The sequence below is a fragment of the Azospirillum brasilense genome (assembly GCF_007827815.1).
GTDB classification, from domain to species: domain Bacteria; phylum Pseudomonadota; class Alphaproteobacteria; order Azospirillales; family Azospirillaceae; genus Azospirillum; species Azospirillum brasilense_C.
In genome coordinates, this window is record NZ_VITH01000009.1 from 134,091 (window position 1) to 150,272 (window position 16,182).

General features: G+C 69.0%; 15 protein-coding genes. 13 read left to right on the forward strand and 2 right to left on the reverse strand.

From position 1 onward, the window contains the following. Positions 1 to 160: 160 nt before the first annotated feature. Together ppdK and FBZ83_RS19725 are read left to right on the forward strand one after the other, a co-directional pair. Complete coding sequence (ppdK, locus tag FBZ83_RS19720; protein ID WP_145687509.1) at positions 161 to 2,854, forward strand: pyruvate, phosphate dikinase; 2,694 nt, start codon at positions 161 to 163, stop codon at positions 2,852 to 2,854. A gap of 63 nt (positions 2,855 to 2,917) precedes the next feature. Then, positions 2,918 to 4,000 (forward strand): serine hydrolase domain-containing protein, encoded by a 1,083-nt coding sequence (locus tag FBZ83_RS19725; RefSeq protein WP_145687248.1) that lies wholly within the window; start codon positions 2,918 to 2,920, stop codon positions 3,998 to 4,000. Between the two features lie 18 nt (positions 4,001 to 4,018). On the opposite strand, the gene FBZ83_RS19730 is transcribed toward FBZ83_RS19725, so the two are convergent. Together FBZ83_RS19730 and FBZ83_RS32375 are read right to left on the reverse strand one after the other, a co-directional pair. Beyond that, positions 4,019 to 4,681, reverse strand: coding sequence for a chemotaxis protein (locus FBZ83_RS19730; protein WP_145687250.1), 663 nt, complete (start codon positions 4,679 to 4,681; stop codon positions 4,019 to 4,021). A 111-nt stretch (positions 4,682 to 4,792) separates the two neighbouring features. Next, positions 4,793 to 5,326 (reverse strand): cold-shock protein, encoded by a 534-nt coding sequence (locus tag FBZ83_RS32375; protein ID WP_282186907.1) that lies wholly within the window; start codon positions 5,324 to 5,326, stop codon positions 4,793 to 4,795. 285 nt (positions 5,327 to 5,611) lie between these two features. Between FBZ83_RS32375 and FBZ83_RS19740 the strand changes: the two genes are divergently transcribed. The 11 genes from FBZ83_RS19740 (at position 5,612) to FBZ83_RS19790 (ending at position 16,182) form a co-directional block, all read left to right on the forward strand. Then, entirely contained in the window at positions 5,612 to 7,312 is a 1,701-nt protein-coding gene (locus FBZ83_RS19740; protein WP_247888393.1) for a long-chain-fatty-acid--CoA ligase, read from the forward strand. A gap of 138 nt (positions 7,313 to 7,450) precedes the next feature. Next, complete coding sequence (gene rfaD, locus FBZ83_RS19745) at positions 7,451 to 8,437, forward strand: ADP-glyceromanno-heptose 6-epimerase (protein WP_145687253.1); 987 nt, start codon at positions 7,451 to 7,453, stop codon at positions 8,435 to 8,437. 85 nt (positions 8,438 to 8,522) lie between these two features. Continuing rightward, on the forward strand, positions 8,523 to 9,329 hold the full coding sequence (gene lgt, locus FBZ83_RS19750; protein ID WP_035682583.1) for a prolipoprotein diacylglyceryl transferase: 807 nt from the start codon (positions 8,523 to 8,525) through the stop codon (positions 9,327 to 9,329). 17 nt (positions 9,330 to 9,346) lie between these two features. Continuing rightward, complete coding sequence (locus FBZ83_RS19755; protein WP_145687255.1) at positions 9,347 to 10,489, forward strand: class I SAM-dependent methyltransferase; 1,143 nt, start codon at positions 9,347 to 9,349, stop codon at positions 10,487 to 10,489. A gap of 46 nt (positions 10,490 to 10,535) precedes the next feature. Then, on the forward strand, positions 10,536 to 11,303 hold the full coding sequence (gene pgeF / locus FBZ83_RS19760) for a peptidoglycan editing factor PgeF (RefSeq protein ID WP_145687257.1): 768 nt from the start codon (positions 10,536 to 10,538) through the stop codon (positions 11,301 to 11,303). A 118-nt stretch (positions 11,304 to 11,421) separates the two neighbouring features. Continuing rightward, entirely contained in the window at positions 11,422 to 11,901 is a 480-nt protein-coding gene (locus tag FBZ83_RS19765; RefSeq protein WP_145687259.1) for a bacteriohemerythrin, read from the forward strand. A gap of 199 nt (positions 11,902 to 12,100) precedes the next feature. Further along, complete coding sequence (locus FBZ83_RS19770) at positions 12,101 to 13,036, forward strand: ribose-phosphate pyrophosphokinase (protein ID WP_014199935.1); 936 nt, start codon at positions 12,101 to 12,103, stop codon at positions 13,034 to 13,036. A 189-nt stretch (positions 13,037 to 13,225) separates the two neighbouring features. After that, a complete protein-coding gene (locus FBZ83_RS19775; RefSeq protein ID WP_145677922.1) occupies positions 13,226 to 13,837 on the forward strand; it encodes a 50S ribosomal protein L25/general stress protein Ctc in 612 nt (203 codons plus the stop codon). Positions 13,838 to 13,928: 91 nt separating this feature from the next. Then, positions 13,929 to 14,498 (forward strand): aminoacyl-tRNA hydrolase, encoded by a 570-nt coding sequence (gene pth / locus FBZ83_RS19780; RefSeq protein WP_145677923.1) that lies wholly within the window; start codon positions 13,929 to 13,931, stop codon positions 14,496 to 14,498. Between the two features lie 230 nt (positions 14,499 to 14,728). Further along, positions 14,729 to 15,235, forward strand: a complete 507-nt coding sequence (locus FBZ83_RS19785; protein ID WP_145687261.1) for a sigma-70 family RNA polymerase sigma factor — start codon at positions 14,729 to 14,731, stop codon at positions 15,233 to 15,235. Then, a complete protein-coding gene (locus FBZ83_RS19790) occupies positions 15,235 to 16,182 on the forward strand; it encodes a FecR family protein (protein ID WP_145687263.1) in 948 nt (315 codons plus the stop codon). Before FBZ83_RS19785 ends, FBZ83_RS19790 begins: the two co-directional genes overlap by 1 nt.

Below are 16,182 nucleotides of genomic sequence, written 5' to 3' on the forward strand. Positions count from 1 at the left end.
GGATCGTCTTGTGTTCTCCTTCCGCGGGGGGCTAGAAGGGGCTCCATCGGATGCGGTTGCGCGGTCATACCAGAAGGACACCCGTTCGCAGGACGGATCTTCACCGGTTCCCCGCACAGCCGACGGCCGGACGACCATAGAGGTGAACGAGGATTTCACGATGGCGAGCCAGGGCGAGAACAAGTGGGTTTACTGCTTCGGTGCCGATGCCACCGAAGGCCGGGCGGATATGAAGAACCTGCTCGGCGGCAAGGGAGCCAATCTGGCCGAGATGGCCAATCTGGGCCTCCCGGTTCCTCCGGGTTTCACCATCACAACCGAGGTCTGCACCTATTTCTATGCCAACGGCCGCAACTATCCGCCGGAGCTGAAGGCCCAGGTGGAAGCCGCGGTGAAGGGGCTGGAGCAGGCCATGGGCGCCACCTTCGGCGATCCGGCCAACCCGCTGCTGGTCTCGGTGCGCTCCGGCGCCCGCGCCTCCATGCCGGGCATGATGGACACGGTGCTGAATCTCGGGCTGAACGACGCGACCGCCGCCGGCCTCGCCAAGCGCTCGGGCGACGCCCGATTCGCCTACGACAGCTACCGCCGCTTCATCCAGATGTACTCGAACGTGGTGCTGGACGTTGACCACCACCATTTCGAGGAGATCCTGGACAACCACAAGCGCGACAAGAACCACAACCTCGACACCGACCTGAGCGCCGCCGATTGGCAGGCCGTCATCGAGGACTACAAGAAGGCCGTCGAGCACGAGCTCGGCAGGCCCTTCCCGCAGGACGTCCAGGAGCAGCTGTGGGGCGCCGTCGGCGCCGTGTTCGGCTCGTGGATGAACGCCCGCGCCATCACCTACCGCAAGCTGCACGACATCCCCGCCGACTGGGGCACCGCCGTCAACGTGCAGTGCATGGTGTTCGGCAACATGGGCAACGACTGCGCAACCGGCGTGGCCTTCACCCGCAACCCGTCCACCGGCGAGAACGCCTTCTACGGCGAGTACCTCGTCAATGCCCAGGGCGAGGACGTGGTCGCCGGCATCCGTACGCCGCAGCACCTGACCATCGCCGGCAAGGAGGCCAACAAGTCCGACCTCCCCGCCATGGAAGAGGTCATGCCGGAGGTCTTCAACCAGCTCAATGAGGTCCGCCTCACGCTGGAGAAGCACTACCGCGACATGCAGGACATCGAGTTCACGGTCCAGCAGAACAAGCTGTTCATGCTGCAGACCCGCAACGGCAAGCGCACCGCCCCGGCGGCGCTGAAGATCGCCGTCGACCTCGCCGAGGAAGGGCTGATCGACAAGGCGGAGGCCGTGCGCCGCATCGACCCGGCCTCGCTCGACCAGCTCCTCCACCCGACGCTGGACCCGAAGGCGGAGCGCAAGGTCATCGCCAAGGGCCTGCCGGCGTCGCCGGGTGCGGCCTCGGGCAAGGTCGTCTTCACCGCCGACGAGGCGGAGACGCTGGCCGGCCAGGGCGAGGCGGTCATCCTCTGCCGCGTGGAGACCTCGCCCGAGGACATCCACGGCATGCACGCCGCCCGCGGCATCCTGACCACCCGCGGCGGCATGACCAGCCACGCCGCCGTGGTGGCCCGCGGCATGGGCCGCGCCTGCGTGTCGGGCGCCGGTGACCTGCGCGTGGACTACAAGTCCAAGATCATGTCGGTCCGCGGCGTCACCATCAAGGAAGGCGACATCGTCACCATCGACGGCTCGACCGGCGAGGTGATGCTGGGCCAGGTGCCGACGATCCAGCCGGAGCTGTCGGGCGACTTCGCCACGCTGATGGGCTGGGCCGATTCGCTGCGCCGCATGAAGATCCGCACCAACGCTGAGACCCCGCTGGACGCCCGCACCGCGCGGAAGTTCGGCGCCGAGGGCATCGGCCTGTCGCGCACCGAGCACATGTTCTTCGACCCGGACCGCATCCTGGCGGTGCGCGAGATGATCCTGGCCGAGAGCGAGGCCGGCCGCCGCGCCGCGCTGGCCAAGCTGGAGCCCTTCCAGAAGAAGGACTTCGTCGAGCTGTTCACGATCATGTCGGGCCTGCCGGTGACCATCCGCCTGCTCGACCCGCCGCTGCACGAGTTCCTGCCCAACACCGAGGCGGAGATGGCGGAGGTCGCCAAGGCCACCGGCACCGACCAGCTCAAGGTGAACCACCGCGTGGTGCAGCTCCACGAGGCCAACCCGATGCTCGGCCATCGCGGCTGCCGCCTCGGCATCACCTATCCCGAGATCTACGAGATGCAGGCCCGCGCCATCTTCAGCGCGGTCGCCGAGGTCTCCAAGACCAGGGGCGAGACGGTGATGCCGGAGGTCATGATCCCGCTCATCGTGACCAAGAAGGAGCTGGACATCCTCAAGGCGGTCATCGACCGCGTCGCCAAGGAGGTCATGGACTCCACCGGCGTCACGTTCGAGTACATGGTCGGCACGATGATCGAGCTGCCGCGCGCGGCGCTGAAGGCCGATGAGATCGCCGAGACGGCGGAGTTCTTCTCCTACGGTACGAACGACCTGACCCAGACGACCTTCGGCCTGTCGCGCGACGACGCCGGCGCCTTCCTGCCGGAGTACCAGCGCCAGGGCATCCTGGAGCACGACCCGTTCCAGACGCTGGACCAGGACTGCGTCGGCGAGCTGATCGCCATCGCCACGGAGCGCGGCCGCAAGGTCCGTCCGAACATCAAGCTCGGCATCTGCGGCGAGCATGGCGGCGACCCGGCCTCCATCTCCTTCTGCGAGAAGGTTGGGCTGGATTACGTGTCCTGCTCGCCCTACCGCGTGCCGATCGCCCGTCTGGCCGCCGCCCAGGCGGCGCTCGACGCCGACACGGTGAAGCGCGACTGACCGGTACCCGACGACGCGAAGGCCCCCACCCTTGGGGGCCTTCGTTTTTTGAGGGATGGTTCCGTGGACACTGACGCCGCCCTGCCGACCCGGCACATCGACCGTTTGACCGACCGTCTCGGCGCCTGCCTCGACGAGGGTGAGGGGCCCGCCGCCGCCAACGCCGCGGTGGTGGCGGTCCGTTCGGGTTCACGCTCCTGGACCGTCGGCCTGATCCGCGGCGATGCGGCGCCTCCGCCGGTCACCGCCCGCTTCCTCGTCTACAGCATCACCAAGACCCTGACCGCCGCCGCCCTGCTGCGCCTGTGCGCGCAAGGGCTGATCGACCCCGATGCCCCGCTGGACCGCTGGCTGCCCGACTTCGCGGCGGCCGACCGGATGACCCTGGCCCAGCTTCTGTCCCACCGCGCGGGCCTGCGCAATTACGGCGGCAGCCCGGCCTACCACGCCGCCGTTCGGGCCGGCGAGGCCCCCTGGAGCGAGGACGGTTTCCTGGAGCGCTGCCGCGCCGCCGACCTGTTCGCCCCGCCGGGGCGCGAGTTCTCCTATTCCAACATCGGCTATCTGCTGGCGAAGCGGGTGCTGGAGCGGGTCACCGACCTGCCCTTCGCCCAGGCTCTCGACCGCGAGCTGTTCGCCCCGCTGGGCCTGACCGGCTGGTCTGTGCCGACGGAGCGTGGCGACCTGTCCGGCCTGTGGACCGGCCCCAGCCCCTATCTCGGCGGCAAGGACGGCCCGCCCGCCGACGTGGCCGTCCGCTACCATCCCGGCTGGGTGGCCCATGGCGTGGTGGCGGCGACGGCGGCGGACATCGCCGATCTTCTCCACGCGCTGTTCGCCGGCGGCCTGCTGCCCGGCGCCGAGGCGGCGCGCATGCACGACTCCCTGCCGGTTCCCGGCACCATGCGCGGCCGTCCCTGGGTGGAGCCGGGTTACGGCCTCGGCCTGATGGTGGAGCGCGACGCGCAGGCCGGCCCCTATTGGGGGCACACCGGCGGCGGGCCGGGCGGGTCGGCCTGCGCCTACCACTTCCCCGCCCGCGCCGCCGGCGAGGAGCCGGTGACCGTCGCCCTCTTCACCGACGGCGAGGACAACGACCAAGCGGAGTGGATGACCGTGGAGGCCGCGGAAATCCTGCGCGAGTGACCCGTCAGCGCCATTCGATCAGCGCCGCTCGAACAGCTCCATCTCGCCCTCCAGGGGAGAGCGCCGCAGCGCCTGGAGATAGTCCATTTCCTGATGCACCGTTTCCCGCTCCGCCTCGGGGCGCAGCAGGCGGCGGAAAGCCCGCCCGGTGGCCGGAAAGAAATGGATGCGCCGGCCCTTCTCCCCGCCCAGGTCGCGAACGGCCAGGGAAAGCCCCTCCCGCTGGACATAGTCCACCGCAAAGGCGGCGTTGGCGGCGCCGACGTCCAGGCTGGTGTCGATGACGCGGGCGGCCCCGAACAGCTTGACCTCCATCCGCTCGCGCCGGGCGCCGCGCTCCAGCAGGTCGTTGATCAGCCACTCCATCGCCACGCTGCCGTAACGGGTCGCCACCCCATAGCCCTCGCCACCGGACGGGGAGCCGGGCAACAGGAAGTGGTTCATGCCGCCGATCCGGGCGACCGGATCGTTGATGCAGGCGGCGACGCAGGACCCGAGCGTGGTCACCAGCATGTCGTCGTCGCGGCCGGAGATCCGGTGATGGCCGAGCACCACCGGCACCACATAAGCTCCGAACTCGCGGTCCAGATAGCTACCGTCCGCGCGAGCCCCGTCGCCGTCCGCGCCGCGGCCGTCGAATCCGGCGGAGGATTGGAAGTGGAAAGGTCCGGACAGGGGCATCACCGTCAGCCTGGATGAGGCGGGAAACGTCGACGACGGTAACCCGTGGTACTTAAGGAAAATACAACAAATCCGTATGCCCCGCCGACCGGCCCGGCACCGGAGCGCATGTCACAGCAGCACGATCCAGGAGGCCTCCCGCCCCTTCGGCGCGGCGCGCGCCCGCAACAGCACCCGCTGGCCGGAGTCCAGGCCGGTCAGGTTGCAGCGGCGCAGGACGCTTTTGTGCACGAAGACGTCCTTGGCCCCGTCGTCCGCGGTGACGAACCCGAAGCCCTGCTCCGGCTTGAACCACTTCACGGTGCCCGTCAGTTCCTCCTCGGGGCCGGACGCCGCGGTGGGGGGCGCGCTGCGGCTTTCGGCGGGCGTGCCGGTGCTCAGCACCTCCAGGATGTCGGCCACCTGCGGACCCTTGCCGCCCGGAACCACCCGGCACAGAAGCTCCGCCCCCTCGCCGATCTCGTGCAGCCCGGCCCGGTTCAGGACGGAGATGTGCAGGAAGGCGTCGGTCGTCCCGTCCTGCGGTGCCGCGAAGCCGAAGCCCTTGACCGGATCGAACCATTTCACCAGAGCCCGGACCTGGGCGCCTTCGCCCGGAAAGGCGACTCCCAGGACGCCGCTGGAGTGCGAATCGGCTGTAGACACGAGTCCGAACCTTTCGGTCGAGGCGCCAAGCGCGGTGAGCGGGGCCGGCGCCGCCCGGCTTCGCCGGATCGTCCGCCAAGCGTGAATTTAGCCACACAGAAAATAGGGGTTCCAGCGTAATTTTTTCTTCACAACCACCGTTTGCCTCTGGCGACGCCCCCGTTGCAGGGACCATTTCTCCAAGGGACGGGTTACGAAAAAGGCTACAATGAGCCAAAGGCCCGCAAGCAAGCCCGAAGGGGCACTGCGGCCGAACAAAAACAGACCATGGGAGGGAAAACGATGATGGGGGATGCGGCCCGCAAACTGCCGGAGCAGAGCTGGACCCTGGGCTACCCGCCCGACGTGGACTGGAACGCGCCGATTCCGGTGAAGCCGCTGACCGCGCTGCTGGAGGACGCGGCGGCCCGTTTCGCCGAACGCCCCTTCCTGGACTTCATGGGCAAGCGCTCGACCTACGCGGAGGTGGCGCGGATGGTGGACCGCGCCGCCCGCGGCTTCCAGGCGATCGGCGTCGGCAAGGGCGTGCGCGTCGGTCTTTTCCTGCCCAACACGCCCTACTACGTGATCTGCTATTTCGCGATCCTAAAGGCCGGCGGGACGGTGGTGAACTTCAACCCCCTCTACGCCGAGCGGGAGCTGCACCACCAGATCACCGACAGCGGCGTCGAGCTGATGGTCACGCTCGACCTCAAGGTGCTCTACGGCAAGATGGCGCGGATGCTCGCCGAATCGGGACTGAAGCGGCTGGTGATCTGCCCGATGGCCGACATCCTGCCCTTCCCCAAGAACTGGCTGTTCCCGATCGTCAAGCGGGCGGAGCTGGCGCGCATCCCCGCGGACGACCGCCACCTGTCCTTCCGCCGGCTCGTCGCCAACGACGGCGCCCCGAAGCCGGTCGCCATCGACCCGGCGGAGGACGTGGCGGTGCTGCAATACACCGGCGGGACCACCGGCGTGCCCAAGGGCGCCATGCTGACCCACGCCAACCTCTACGCCAACACCGAGCAGTGCAGTCTGTGGTTCGTCGGCGCGCGGCAGGGGGAGGAGCGGATGCTGGGCGTCCTGCCCTTCTTCCACGTCTTCGCCATGACCGTGGTGATGAACTTCAGCATCCGCATCGGGGCGGAGATCGTCATGCTGCCCCGCTTCGAGCTGGACCAGGTGATGGAGACCATCCACGCCAGGAAGCCGACGCTGTTCCCGGCGGTGCCGACCATCTACACGGCGATCAACCACCACAGGCATCTCGAGAAATACGACCTTTCCTCGATCCGCTACTGCCTGTCGGGCGGCGCGCCCCTGCCGGTGGAGGTCAAGGAGGCGTTCGAGCGGAACACCGGCTGCGTCCTGGTGGAGGGCTACGGCCTGTCCGAATCCTCGCCGGTCGCCACGGCGAATCCGGTGACCGGGCTGAACAAGGCCGGCTCCATCGGCCTGCCCCTGCCCGGCACGCTGATCGAGATCGTCAGCCTGGAGGAGCCGCGCCGCGTCCTGCCCGTCGGCGAGAAGGGCGAGGTGTGCATCCGCGGCCCGCAGGTGATGAAGGGCTACTGGAACAAGCCGTCCGAAACGGCACTGACCCTGGTGGACGGGCGCCTGCACACCGGCGACGTCGGCTACATGGACGAGGACGGCTACACCCACATCGTCGACCGCATCAAGGACATGATCCTGTGCAGCGGCTTCAACGTCTACCCGCGCAACGTCGAGGAGGCGATCTACCTGCACCCCGCCGTCGCGGAATGCGTGGTCGCCGGGCTGCCCGACGAGTACCGCGGCCAGACGGTGAAGGCCTACATCCGCGTCGACGACGGCAAGGCCCTGACGCGGGAGGAACTGATCGACTTCCTCAAGGACAAGCTCTCCCCGATCGAGATGCCCAAGGCGGTCGAGTTCCGCGGCGAACTGCCCAAGACGATGATCGGCAAGCTGTCGCGCAAGGCCCTGCTCGACGAGGAGGAGGCGCGGCGCAAGGGCGCGTAAGGGGCCGCGAGACCTTGCGAAACCGCCTCTTTCGGAACCGCAGGGCGGCCATACGCCCCACCCCACCTTGCGGCCCCGCCCCCCGGACCCTATAAGGACGCTCGTCCTTTCTTTCGGTCCGGCGGCAAGGAAAAGCGCATGATCGTGGTCACCGGTGGGGCCGGTTTCATCGGTTCGAACCTCGTGGCGGCCCTGGCCGCGCGCGGGATCACCAACGTCGCGGTGATCGACCGCTTCGGCGACGGGGAGAAGTGGCAGAATCTCGCCAAGCGGGAACTCGCCACCCTCGTCGCGCCGGAGAACGCGCTCGCCTTCCTCGACCAGCACGCCGCGGAGATCGACGTGATCTTCCACCTCGGCGCCATCTCGGCGACGACGGAGCGCGACGTGGACCGGATCGTCGCCAACAACGTGGCGCTGACGCTGGATCTGTGGCGTTGGTCCTCCTGGCGGGGGGCGCGGCTGATCTACGCCTCCTCCGCTGCGACCTACGGCGACGGCTCCGCCGGCTTCGACGACGACGGGTCGCCGGAGGCGCTGGCCGCACTGCGCCCGCTCAACGCCTATGGCTGGTCCAAGCACCTGATCGACCGCCGCGTCGCCCGCGTGGTGACCGAGGGCGACATCGTGCCGCCGCAATGGGCGGGCCTGAAGTTCTTCAACGTCTACGGCCCGAACGAGCGGCACAAGGACGACATGATGAGCGTCGTCGCCAAGCTGCACCCCAAGCTGAAGGCCGGCGAGCCGGCGCGGCTGTTCAAGTCGCACCGTCCGGAGTTCGAGGACGGCGGCCAGCTCCGCGACTTCATCTTCGTCGACGACTGCGTGGCGGTGATGCTCTGGCTCTACGACAACCCGCAGGTCAGCGGGCTGTTCAACGTCGGCACCGGCAAGGCCCGCAGCTTCAAGGATCTGGCGCTCGCCACCTTCGCCGCTCTGGGGCTGGAGCCGCGCGTCGAGTATTTCGACATGCCGACCGAACTTCAGGGCAAATACCAGTATTTCACCGAGGCGCGCACCGAACGCCTGCGCGCCGCCGGCTTCGACCAGCCCTTCACCGAGCTGGAGGAGGGCGTGCGCCGCTACGTCCAGGATTTCCTGTCGCAGCCCGACCCCTACCGCTGACGGCCCCGCCTCCCCCGCCGTGAAGGGGGCGCCGGCACACCGGCCCCGACAACATGGCCCAAACAACATAAGGCACCCGCCGCGCATGCTCGCCATCGCCTTTCCCGCCATTGACCCCGTGGCGTTCGAACTCGGGCCGATCGTCATCCGCTGGTACGCGCTGGCCTATCTGGCGGGCTTCGTGCTCGGCTGGCGCTACTGCCTGGCGCTGGCCCGCAGCACGCCGGGCCGTCCCTCGGCGGAGGATTACGACGACTTCCTGACCTGGGCCGTGGTCGGCGTCATCCTGGGCGGGCGGATCGGCTACGTGCTGTTCTACAACCTGCCCTTCTACCTCCAGAATCCGCTCGATGCGCTGATGGTCTGGCACGGCGGCATGTCCTTCCACGGCGGGTTGATCGGCGTGTTGGGCGCCATCCTGCTGTTCTGCTGGAAGCGCGGGCTGTCGCCGCTGGCCTTCGGCGACCTGATCGCCGCGGCGGCCCCCATCGGCCTGTTCTTCGGCCGCATCGCCAACTTCATCAACGGCGAGCTGTACGGCCGCCCGGCGCCCGACGTGTCCTGGGCGGTGGTGTTCCCGCGCGACCCGCTGCAGGTGCCGCGGCACCCGAGCCAGCTCTACGAGTCCTTCCTCGAGGGGGCGGTGCTGTTCGTCCTGCTGGCCATCCTGGTGCGGATGCCCGCCGTGCGCGGGCGGGCCGGCATGACCGCGGGCATCTTCTTCATCGGCTACGGCCTGTCGCGCATCATCGCGGAGTTCTTCCGCGAGCCGGACGCCCAGCTCGGATTCCTCTACGCCGGGGCGACGATGGGACAACTTCTGTCGGTGCCGATGGTTCTGTTCGGTGTGTGGCTGGTCGCCCAGGCCCGCCGCCGCCCCGCCGCCATCTGAGGTCGGAAGGTCCCGTCATGAGTGATGCCGCCCCGGACAGCCTCGCCCACCACCTCGCCCGCCGCATCCTGATGGACGGGCCGCTGTCGGTCGCCGCCTTCATGGCGGAGGCGCTGGGGCATCCGCGCTTCGGCTACTACATGCGCCAAGACCCCTTCGGCGTGTCCGGCGACTTCACCACCGCCCCGGAAATCAGCCAGATGTTCGGCGAGCTGGCCGGGCTGTGGTGCGTCGACAGCTGGGCGCGGCTGGGCGGCCCCGCCCCCTTTCACCTGGTGGAGTTGGGGCCGGGCCGCGGCACGCTGATGCAGGACGCCCTGCGCGCCGCCGCGCTGGTCCCCGCCTTCCGCGAGGCCGTCCAGGTCCATCTGGTGGAGACCAGCCCGACCCTGCGCGCCCGCCAGAAGGAAACCCTGGCCGGCATCCCGGTCGCGTGGCACAACCGGTTGGAGGACGTACCCGAAGGCCCGACCCTGATCCTCGCCAACGAATTCTTCGACGCCCTGCCCATCCGTCAGGTCCAGAAGACCAACCACGGCTGGTTCGAGCGGCTGATCGACATCGATCCCGCCGCGCCCGCCGATACGGCGGCCGACACGCCCCGCTTCCGCTTCGTCCTCGAGGCCTTCGGCAGCGCCGGCGCCCGGCTGATCCCGCCGGCCCTGCGCGACGCCCCGGAGGGCAGCGTGGTCGAGGTCTCCCCGGCCTCCCAGGCGGTGGCCCGGCTGATCGGGGAGCGTCTGGCGGCCCATCCCGGAGCGGCCCTGGTCATCGACTACGGCTACCGCGGCGGGCCGGCGGTCGGCGACACGCTCCAGGCGCTGCGCCGCCACGCCTACGCCCCGGTGCTGGATGCGCCGGGCGAGGCCGACCTGACCGCCCATGTGGATTTCGCCGCCATCGCCGCCGCCGCGCGCGAGGGCGGTGCGGAGGGCTTCGGGCCGGTGGATCAGGGCGACTGGCTGGCCCGGCTGGGCATCCAGCCGCGCGCCGCAGCGCTGAAGCGCAGCGCCACGACGAAGCAGGCCGCGGACATCGACTCCGCGCTGGCCCGCTTGATCGCGCCCGACCAAATGGGCACCCTCTTCAAGGTGTTGGCCCTCGCCTCCCCCGGCCTCGGGCCTCCGGCGGGCTTCGAAAGCCCGGATCTGGCATCCTGAACACTGGCATCCGAACAAGAGACCGCGACAGCAAAGGGACGGGTTCGTGATTACGCTTGGCGCGCTGAACGACATCACCCACATCCGACACGCCTTCTTCACCCGCACCGGCGGCGTGTCGACGGGGCTGTACGCCTCGCTGAACGTCGGCTTCGGCTCCGGGGACGCGCCCGCCGCCGTGGCGGAGAACCGCGCGCGCGCCGCCGCCCGCATGGACGTCCCGCCGGAGCGGCTCGTCACCTGCTATCAGGTGCACAGCCCGACCTGCGTCGCCGTGACCGAGCCCTGGGCGCCCGATCAGGCACCGCACGCCGACGCCATGGCGACCGACCGTCCGGGGATCGCGCTGGGCATCCTCACCGCCGACTGCGCCCCGGTGCTGTTCGCCGACGAGAAGGCCCGCGTCATCGGCGCCGCCCACGCCGGCTGGAAGGGCGCCAAGGGCGGCGTTCTGGAGGCGACCATCGCGCGGATGGAGGAGCTGGGCGCCAAGCGCAACCGCATCGTCGCCGCCATCGGCCCCTGCATCGCCCAGCGCTCCTACGAGGTCGGGCCCGAATTTCCCGCGCCCTTCCTGGATGAGGACCCGCGCAACCGCGATTATTTCGCCCCGGCTCGCCGCCCGGACCATTTCCTGTTCGATCTGGCCGGCTACATCACCCGCCGCCTGGGCGACACCGGCGTGGAGATCATTCAGCGCTGCCCCAACGACACGGTGGTCGAGGAGGACCGCTTCTTCAGCTACCGCCGGTCCTGCCTGCGCGGCGAAAAGGACTATGGACGCGGCCTGTCGGCCATCGTCCTCCAGGGCTGACCGCGCGCGGGAAATTGCTCGCCCCAAAATTGTTCTTACCTCTGACTGATTGCGATACGACCCATTTCGGGTAAGATCAAGTCTCATGGGTAGGGACATTCCGGAGGGGGACGCCGGCATGACGATGGACGCGCACCGGGAGGCGACGCTGGGGGGCGAGGGACGGAACGGCGATGGGCGGAGCGACTGGCGCAGCGCGCGGATGGTGCTCGACAACGGCGGGCTGGACGCCGATCACCGGATGCAGCACGAGTTGATCCGCCGCTTCGTCGCCCTGCCGGGCGAGGAAGCCGAACGCAAGCCGGCGCTGGCTCTGCTGAACGAGCTGCGCCGCGTCTCGGTCCGCCATTTCCTGCGGGAGGAGCGGGTCCAGGCCTCGATGCGCTACCCGCATCTGGAAGAGCACCGGGCGCAGCACCGCCGGCTGGCCACCCTGCTGGACGACATCATCGGGCAGGTGGACGCCGAGGAGTCGGCGTTCGAGTACGCCTACGTGAAGGGCAAGGCGGACGAGCTTCTGCAATTCTGGTTCTTCGACCATTTCGTGAAGGCCGACCTGCCCATGAAAACGCACCTTGCGAAGTTCGCGGTGCGGTGATGCGCAGACGTCCTGCCGCCACGCTTGCGCCATGCGGGAATCGCAGGGCCGGCTGGCTGCGGCGTCTTGAACCGCCCGTCATGGAACGTTTACATGGGTGCGGCCCTTTGTTATGGTCCGCCGCGTTTTCAAGGGGCGGCGTCGGCAAGGGACTGACGGGCGCACCGGAACCTATTCCCTGCAGAGAGAGCCGACTGCGATGAAGGTGCTTGCCGGCAACAGCAACCGTCCGCTGGCCGAGGCCATCTCCACCTGTCTCGGCGTGCCGCTGACCAAAGCGAGCATCCGCCGTTTTTCGGACATGGAGGTGTTCGTCGAAATCCTGGAGAACGTGCGCGGCGAAGACGTGTTCGTGGTCCAGTCGACGTCGTTCCCGGCCAACGACAACCTGATGGAGCTGCTGGTCACCATCGACGCCCTGCGTCGCGGGTCGGCCCGGCGCATCACGGCGGTCCTCCCCTACTACGGCTACGCGCGCCAGGATCGGAAGACCGGCCCGCGCACGCCGATCTCGGCCAAGCTGGTCGCCAACCTGATCACCCAGGCCGGCGCCAACCGCGTGCTGACCATGGACCTGCACGCGGGTCAGATCCAGGGCTTCTTCGACATCCCGACCGACAACCTGATGGCCGCCCCGGTGTTCGAGAAGGACATTCGCGCGACCTTCGAGGACATCGGCGAGGTGACGATGGTGTCGCCCGACGTCGGCGGCGTGGTGCGCGCCCGCTCGCTGGCCAAGCGGCTGGACGCCGATCTCGCCATCATCGACAAGCGGCGTGAGCGCGCCGGCGTGTCGGAGGTGATGAACATCATCGGCGACGTCAAGAACCGCCGCTGCATCCTGCTCGACGACATCGTGGATTCGGGCGGCACGCTGTGCAACGCCGCGGTCGCCCTGATGGACGCCGGCGCGAAGTCGGTCCACGCCTACTGCACCCACGGCGTGCTGTCCGGCGGTGCGGTGGCCCGCGTGGCCGTGTCGCCGCTGGAGCAGCTGGTCACCACCGACAGCATCCAGGCGACCGAAGCCGTGCGCGTGTCCCGCAACATCCGCCAGCTCACCATCGCCCCGCTGCTCGCCGACGCGATCACCCGCATCAGCGAAGAGCGTTCGGTGTCGAGCCTGTTCTCGTAACAGCGCTCCATCCCACGTGGAAAGCCCTTCCCCTTCGCGGGGGAAGGGTTTTTTTCTTGGGCTTCCCGGCCGTCCTCCGCGCGTTTCCGGACTCTGTCCTTGACGCCGCGCCCGGCATGGCTTAATCACCGCGCCCACGCGTCAGCACCCCTGGAGGCTGGCGCTTTTTTCCGTTCAAGGAGTTTTCCGATGACGCAGATCGTTCCGCTCAGCGCCGAAGCGCGCGACCGGGCCGGCAAGGGGACCGCCCGCCAGACCCGTCGTGATGGCCGTATCCCGGCCGTGATCTACGGTGGCAAGCAGGCCCCCATCATGATTTCGCTGGAGAAGTTCGCGTTCACCCGCGTTCTGAACCAGGCGGGCTTCTTCACGCACCTGTTCGACGTCACCGTCGATGGCGCCACCCACCGGGTCCTGCCGCGCGACGTGCAGTTCCATCCGGTCACCGACGTCCCGCTGCACGTCGACTTCCTGCGCGTCTCCGCCGAAACCCGCACCACCGTGCAGGTTCCGGTCGAGTTCGTCGACCAGGAGAAGTCGCCGGGCCTGAAGCGCGGCGGCGTGCTCAACATCGTCCGCCACGAGCTGGACGTGACCGTCTCCGCCGGCAACATCCCGGAGCAGATCACGATCTCCTGCGAGGGCTACGACGTCGGCGATTCGATCCACATCTCTTCGGTGAAGCTGCCGGAGGGTGTCGCCTCGACCATCACCGACCGCGACTTCACGATCGCCACGATCGTCGCCCCGTCGGGCCTGAAGTCCGAAGAGGCCGAGGGCACCGAGGCTGCCGCTTCCTGATCGGAAGCCACCTTTGGGTGTTTGCGACAGGGGGCTTCGGCCCCCTGTTTCGTTTCCGGCTCACGCCGTTCCGAGATGAGGAGACTGTGCCATGCTGCTGCTGGTGGGACTGGGCAACCCTGGCGCCGAATACGCGCGCAACCGGCACAACATCGGCTTCATGGCGGTGGAGGAGATCGCCCGCCGCCACGGCTTCGGCCCCTGGCGCAAGCGCTTTCAGGGCCAGACGGCCGAGGGCACCATCGGCGGCGAGAAGGTGATCGCGCTGGAGCCGCTGACCTTCATGAACCTGTCGGGCCAGTCGGTCACCGCAGCCGTCCAGTTCTTCAAGATGAAGCCCGAGGACGTTGTCGTCATCCATGACGAGCTGGACCTGCCGCCCGGCAAGCTCCGCGTCAAGAAGGGTGGCGGCCACGGCGGGCACAACGGCCTGCGCTCCATCGACGCGCATCTCGGCAAGGAATACTGGCGCATCCGCCTGGGCATCGGCCATCCCGGCGACAAGGACCGGGTCAGCGGTTATGTGCTCCACGACTTCGCCAAGGCCGAGCAGAGCTGGCTCGACCCGCTGATCGACGCCGTCGCCGACGCCTTTCCGCTGGTCGTGAAGGGGCAGCCCGAGAATTTCATGAACAAGGTCACCCTGGCGACGGCCCCCTGAGGCGGGGTGCCGCCCGTGTCGGACCGCGAAAAGGCGGGCCTCCCGCCGGTCGGACGGGCCCTGGCCGGTCGCGTGACAAAACCTCCCGACGACAGGACGTCCGCCGCCGGCCACCCCCTCACCCCCTCCCGGCAAAGATTTTTTCTCCGGTCGATCTATCGATTGCGAATGATTCGCATTCATGGTTAGGAGTGGCTTTCACGGGTCTGGGAACGGGTGTTGCCGAGGTCATGGCTGAACGAGACCGGTCTTCCCTGCTGGGTTTGCTGCTCGACCATTATGAGGAGATGACGGGCCATCTGGCCCGGCGCCTGGGGTCGCTGTGCCTGGCCGAGGACGTCGTGCAGGACACCTACCTGCGCCTGCGCAGCCTGACCGCGCTGCCGGAGATCGACAACCCGCGCTCCTACCTCTACCGCATGGCCGACAACATCGCGCTGGACCGGTTGCGCGCGGAAACCCGCCGGGGGCGCCGCTTCGCCCCGGCGGAGCTTGGACTCGACCAGCCGCTCGACGAACCGGACGCCGAGGCGACGCTGGAGCACAAGCAGCGGCTGGAGCGGCTGAGCCACGCGCTGGCGGAACTGCCGCCGCGCTGCCGCGAGGTGTTCCTGCTGCACAAATTCGACGGGCTGAGCCACGCCGACATCGCCGCGCGCCTCGGCATCTCGCGCAGCATGGTGGAGAAGCATGTCATGAAGGCCCTGGCCCATTGCCGCGACCGGCTGGCGCTCTGATGGAGCGCGAGCGCGACCAGCCGGACTTGCCGGACGACCCGCGGGACGCGGCCCTGGCGTGGTTTGTGCGCCTGGAGTCGGGCGACGCCGACGCGGCGGACCGCCGGGCCTTTCACGCCTGGTTGGCGCAGGACCCGGCCCACCGCCGCGAATATGACCGGCTGGCCGGGCTGTGGGGCGATCTGGACCGGGTGCCCGATCCGCGCCGGGCCCAACGGGCCGCACCGACGCGCCGCCGTTTCCTGGCCGGCGCCGCCGTCGGCGGGGCGGCGGCCTGCGCCGCGGCGCTGGGCGGCGCGGTGGTCCTGACCGGCTGGCCGGGCGACCTGACGACCGGGATCGGGGAACGGCGGACGGTGACACTGGACGACGGCTCGGTCCTCACCCTGGACGCCGACAGCGCGCTGTCCGTCGCCTTCACCGCCGGCGAACGGCGCGTCCGTCTGACCGGGGGGCGGGCGCATTTCGTGACCGCTCCGGACCCAGGGCGCCCCTTCGTCGTCACCTGCGCCGAGGGACGGATCGCCACCGCCGACGCCAGCTTCGTGGTGCACCGCTGCCTGGACTCCGTGGTGGTGGCGGTGGAGTCCGGAACGACCAGCCTGACCACCGGGATGGAGCCCCCCCTTCCCATCGCCGCCGGACAAAGCCGGTCCTACGGCCCCGAGGGCCCTGGCCCGCTGCTGAGCCAGGGCGTGGCGGTGGAGAACGCATGGCGGCACGGCCGGCTGGTCTTCCAGGGACAGCCGCTCGACGCGGTGATCGCGGACCTCAACCGCTACCACCCCGCCCGCATCGTGCTGTGGGACCGCCCGCTCGCCGGCCTGCGCTTCGACGGCAGCGTGGACATCAGCCGGCCGGACGCCGCCCTGAACGCCATTCTCCGCACGCTTCCCTTGCGCACGCTGCGTCCCGTTCCCGGCTTGGTCATCATCCGTTCCGTTTAG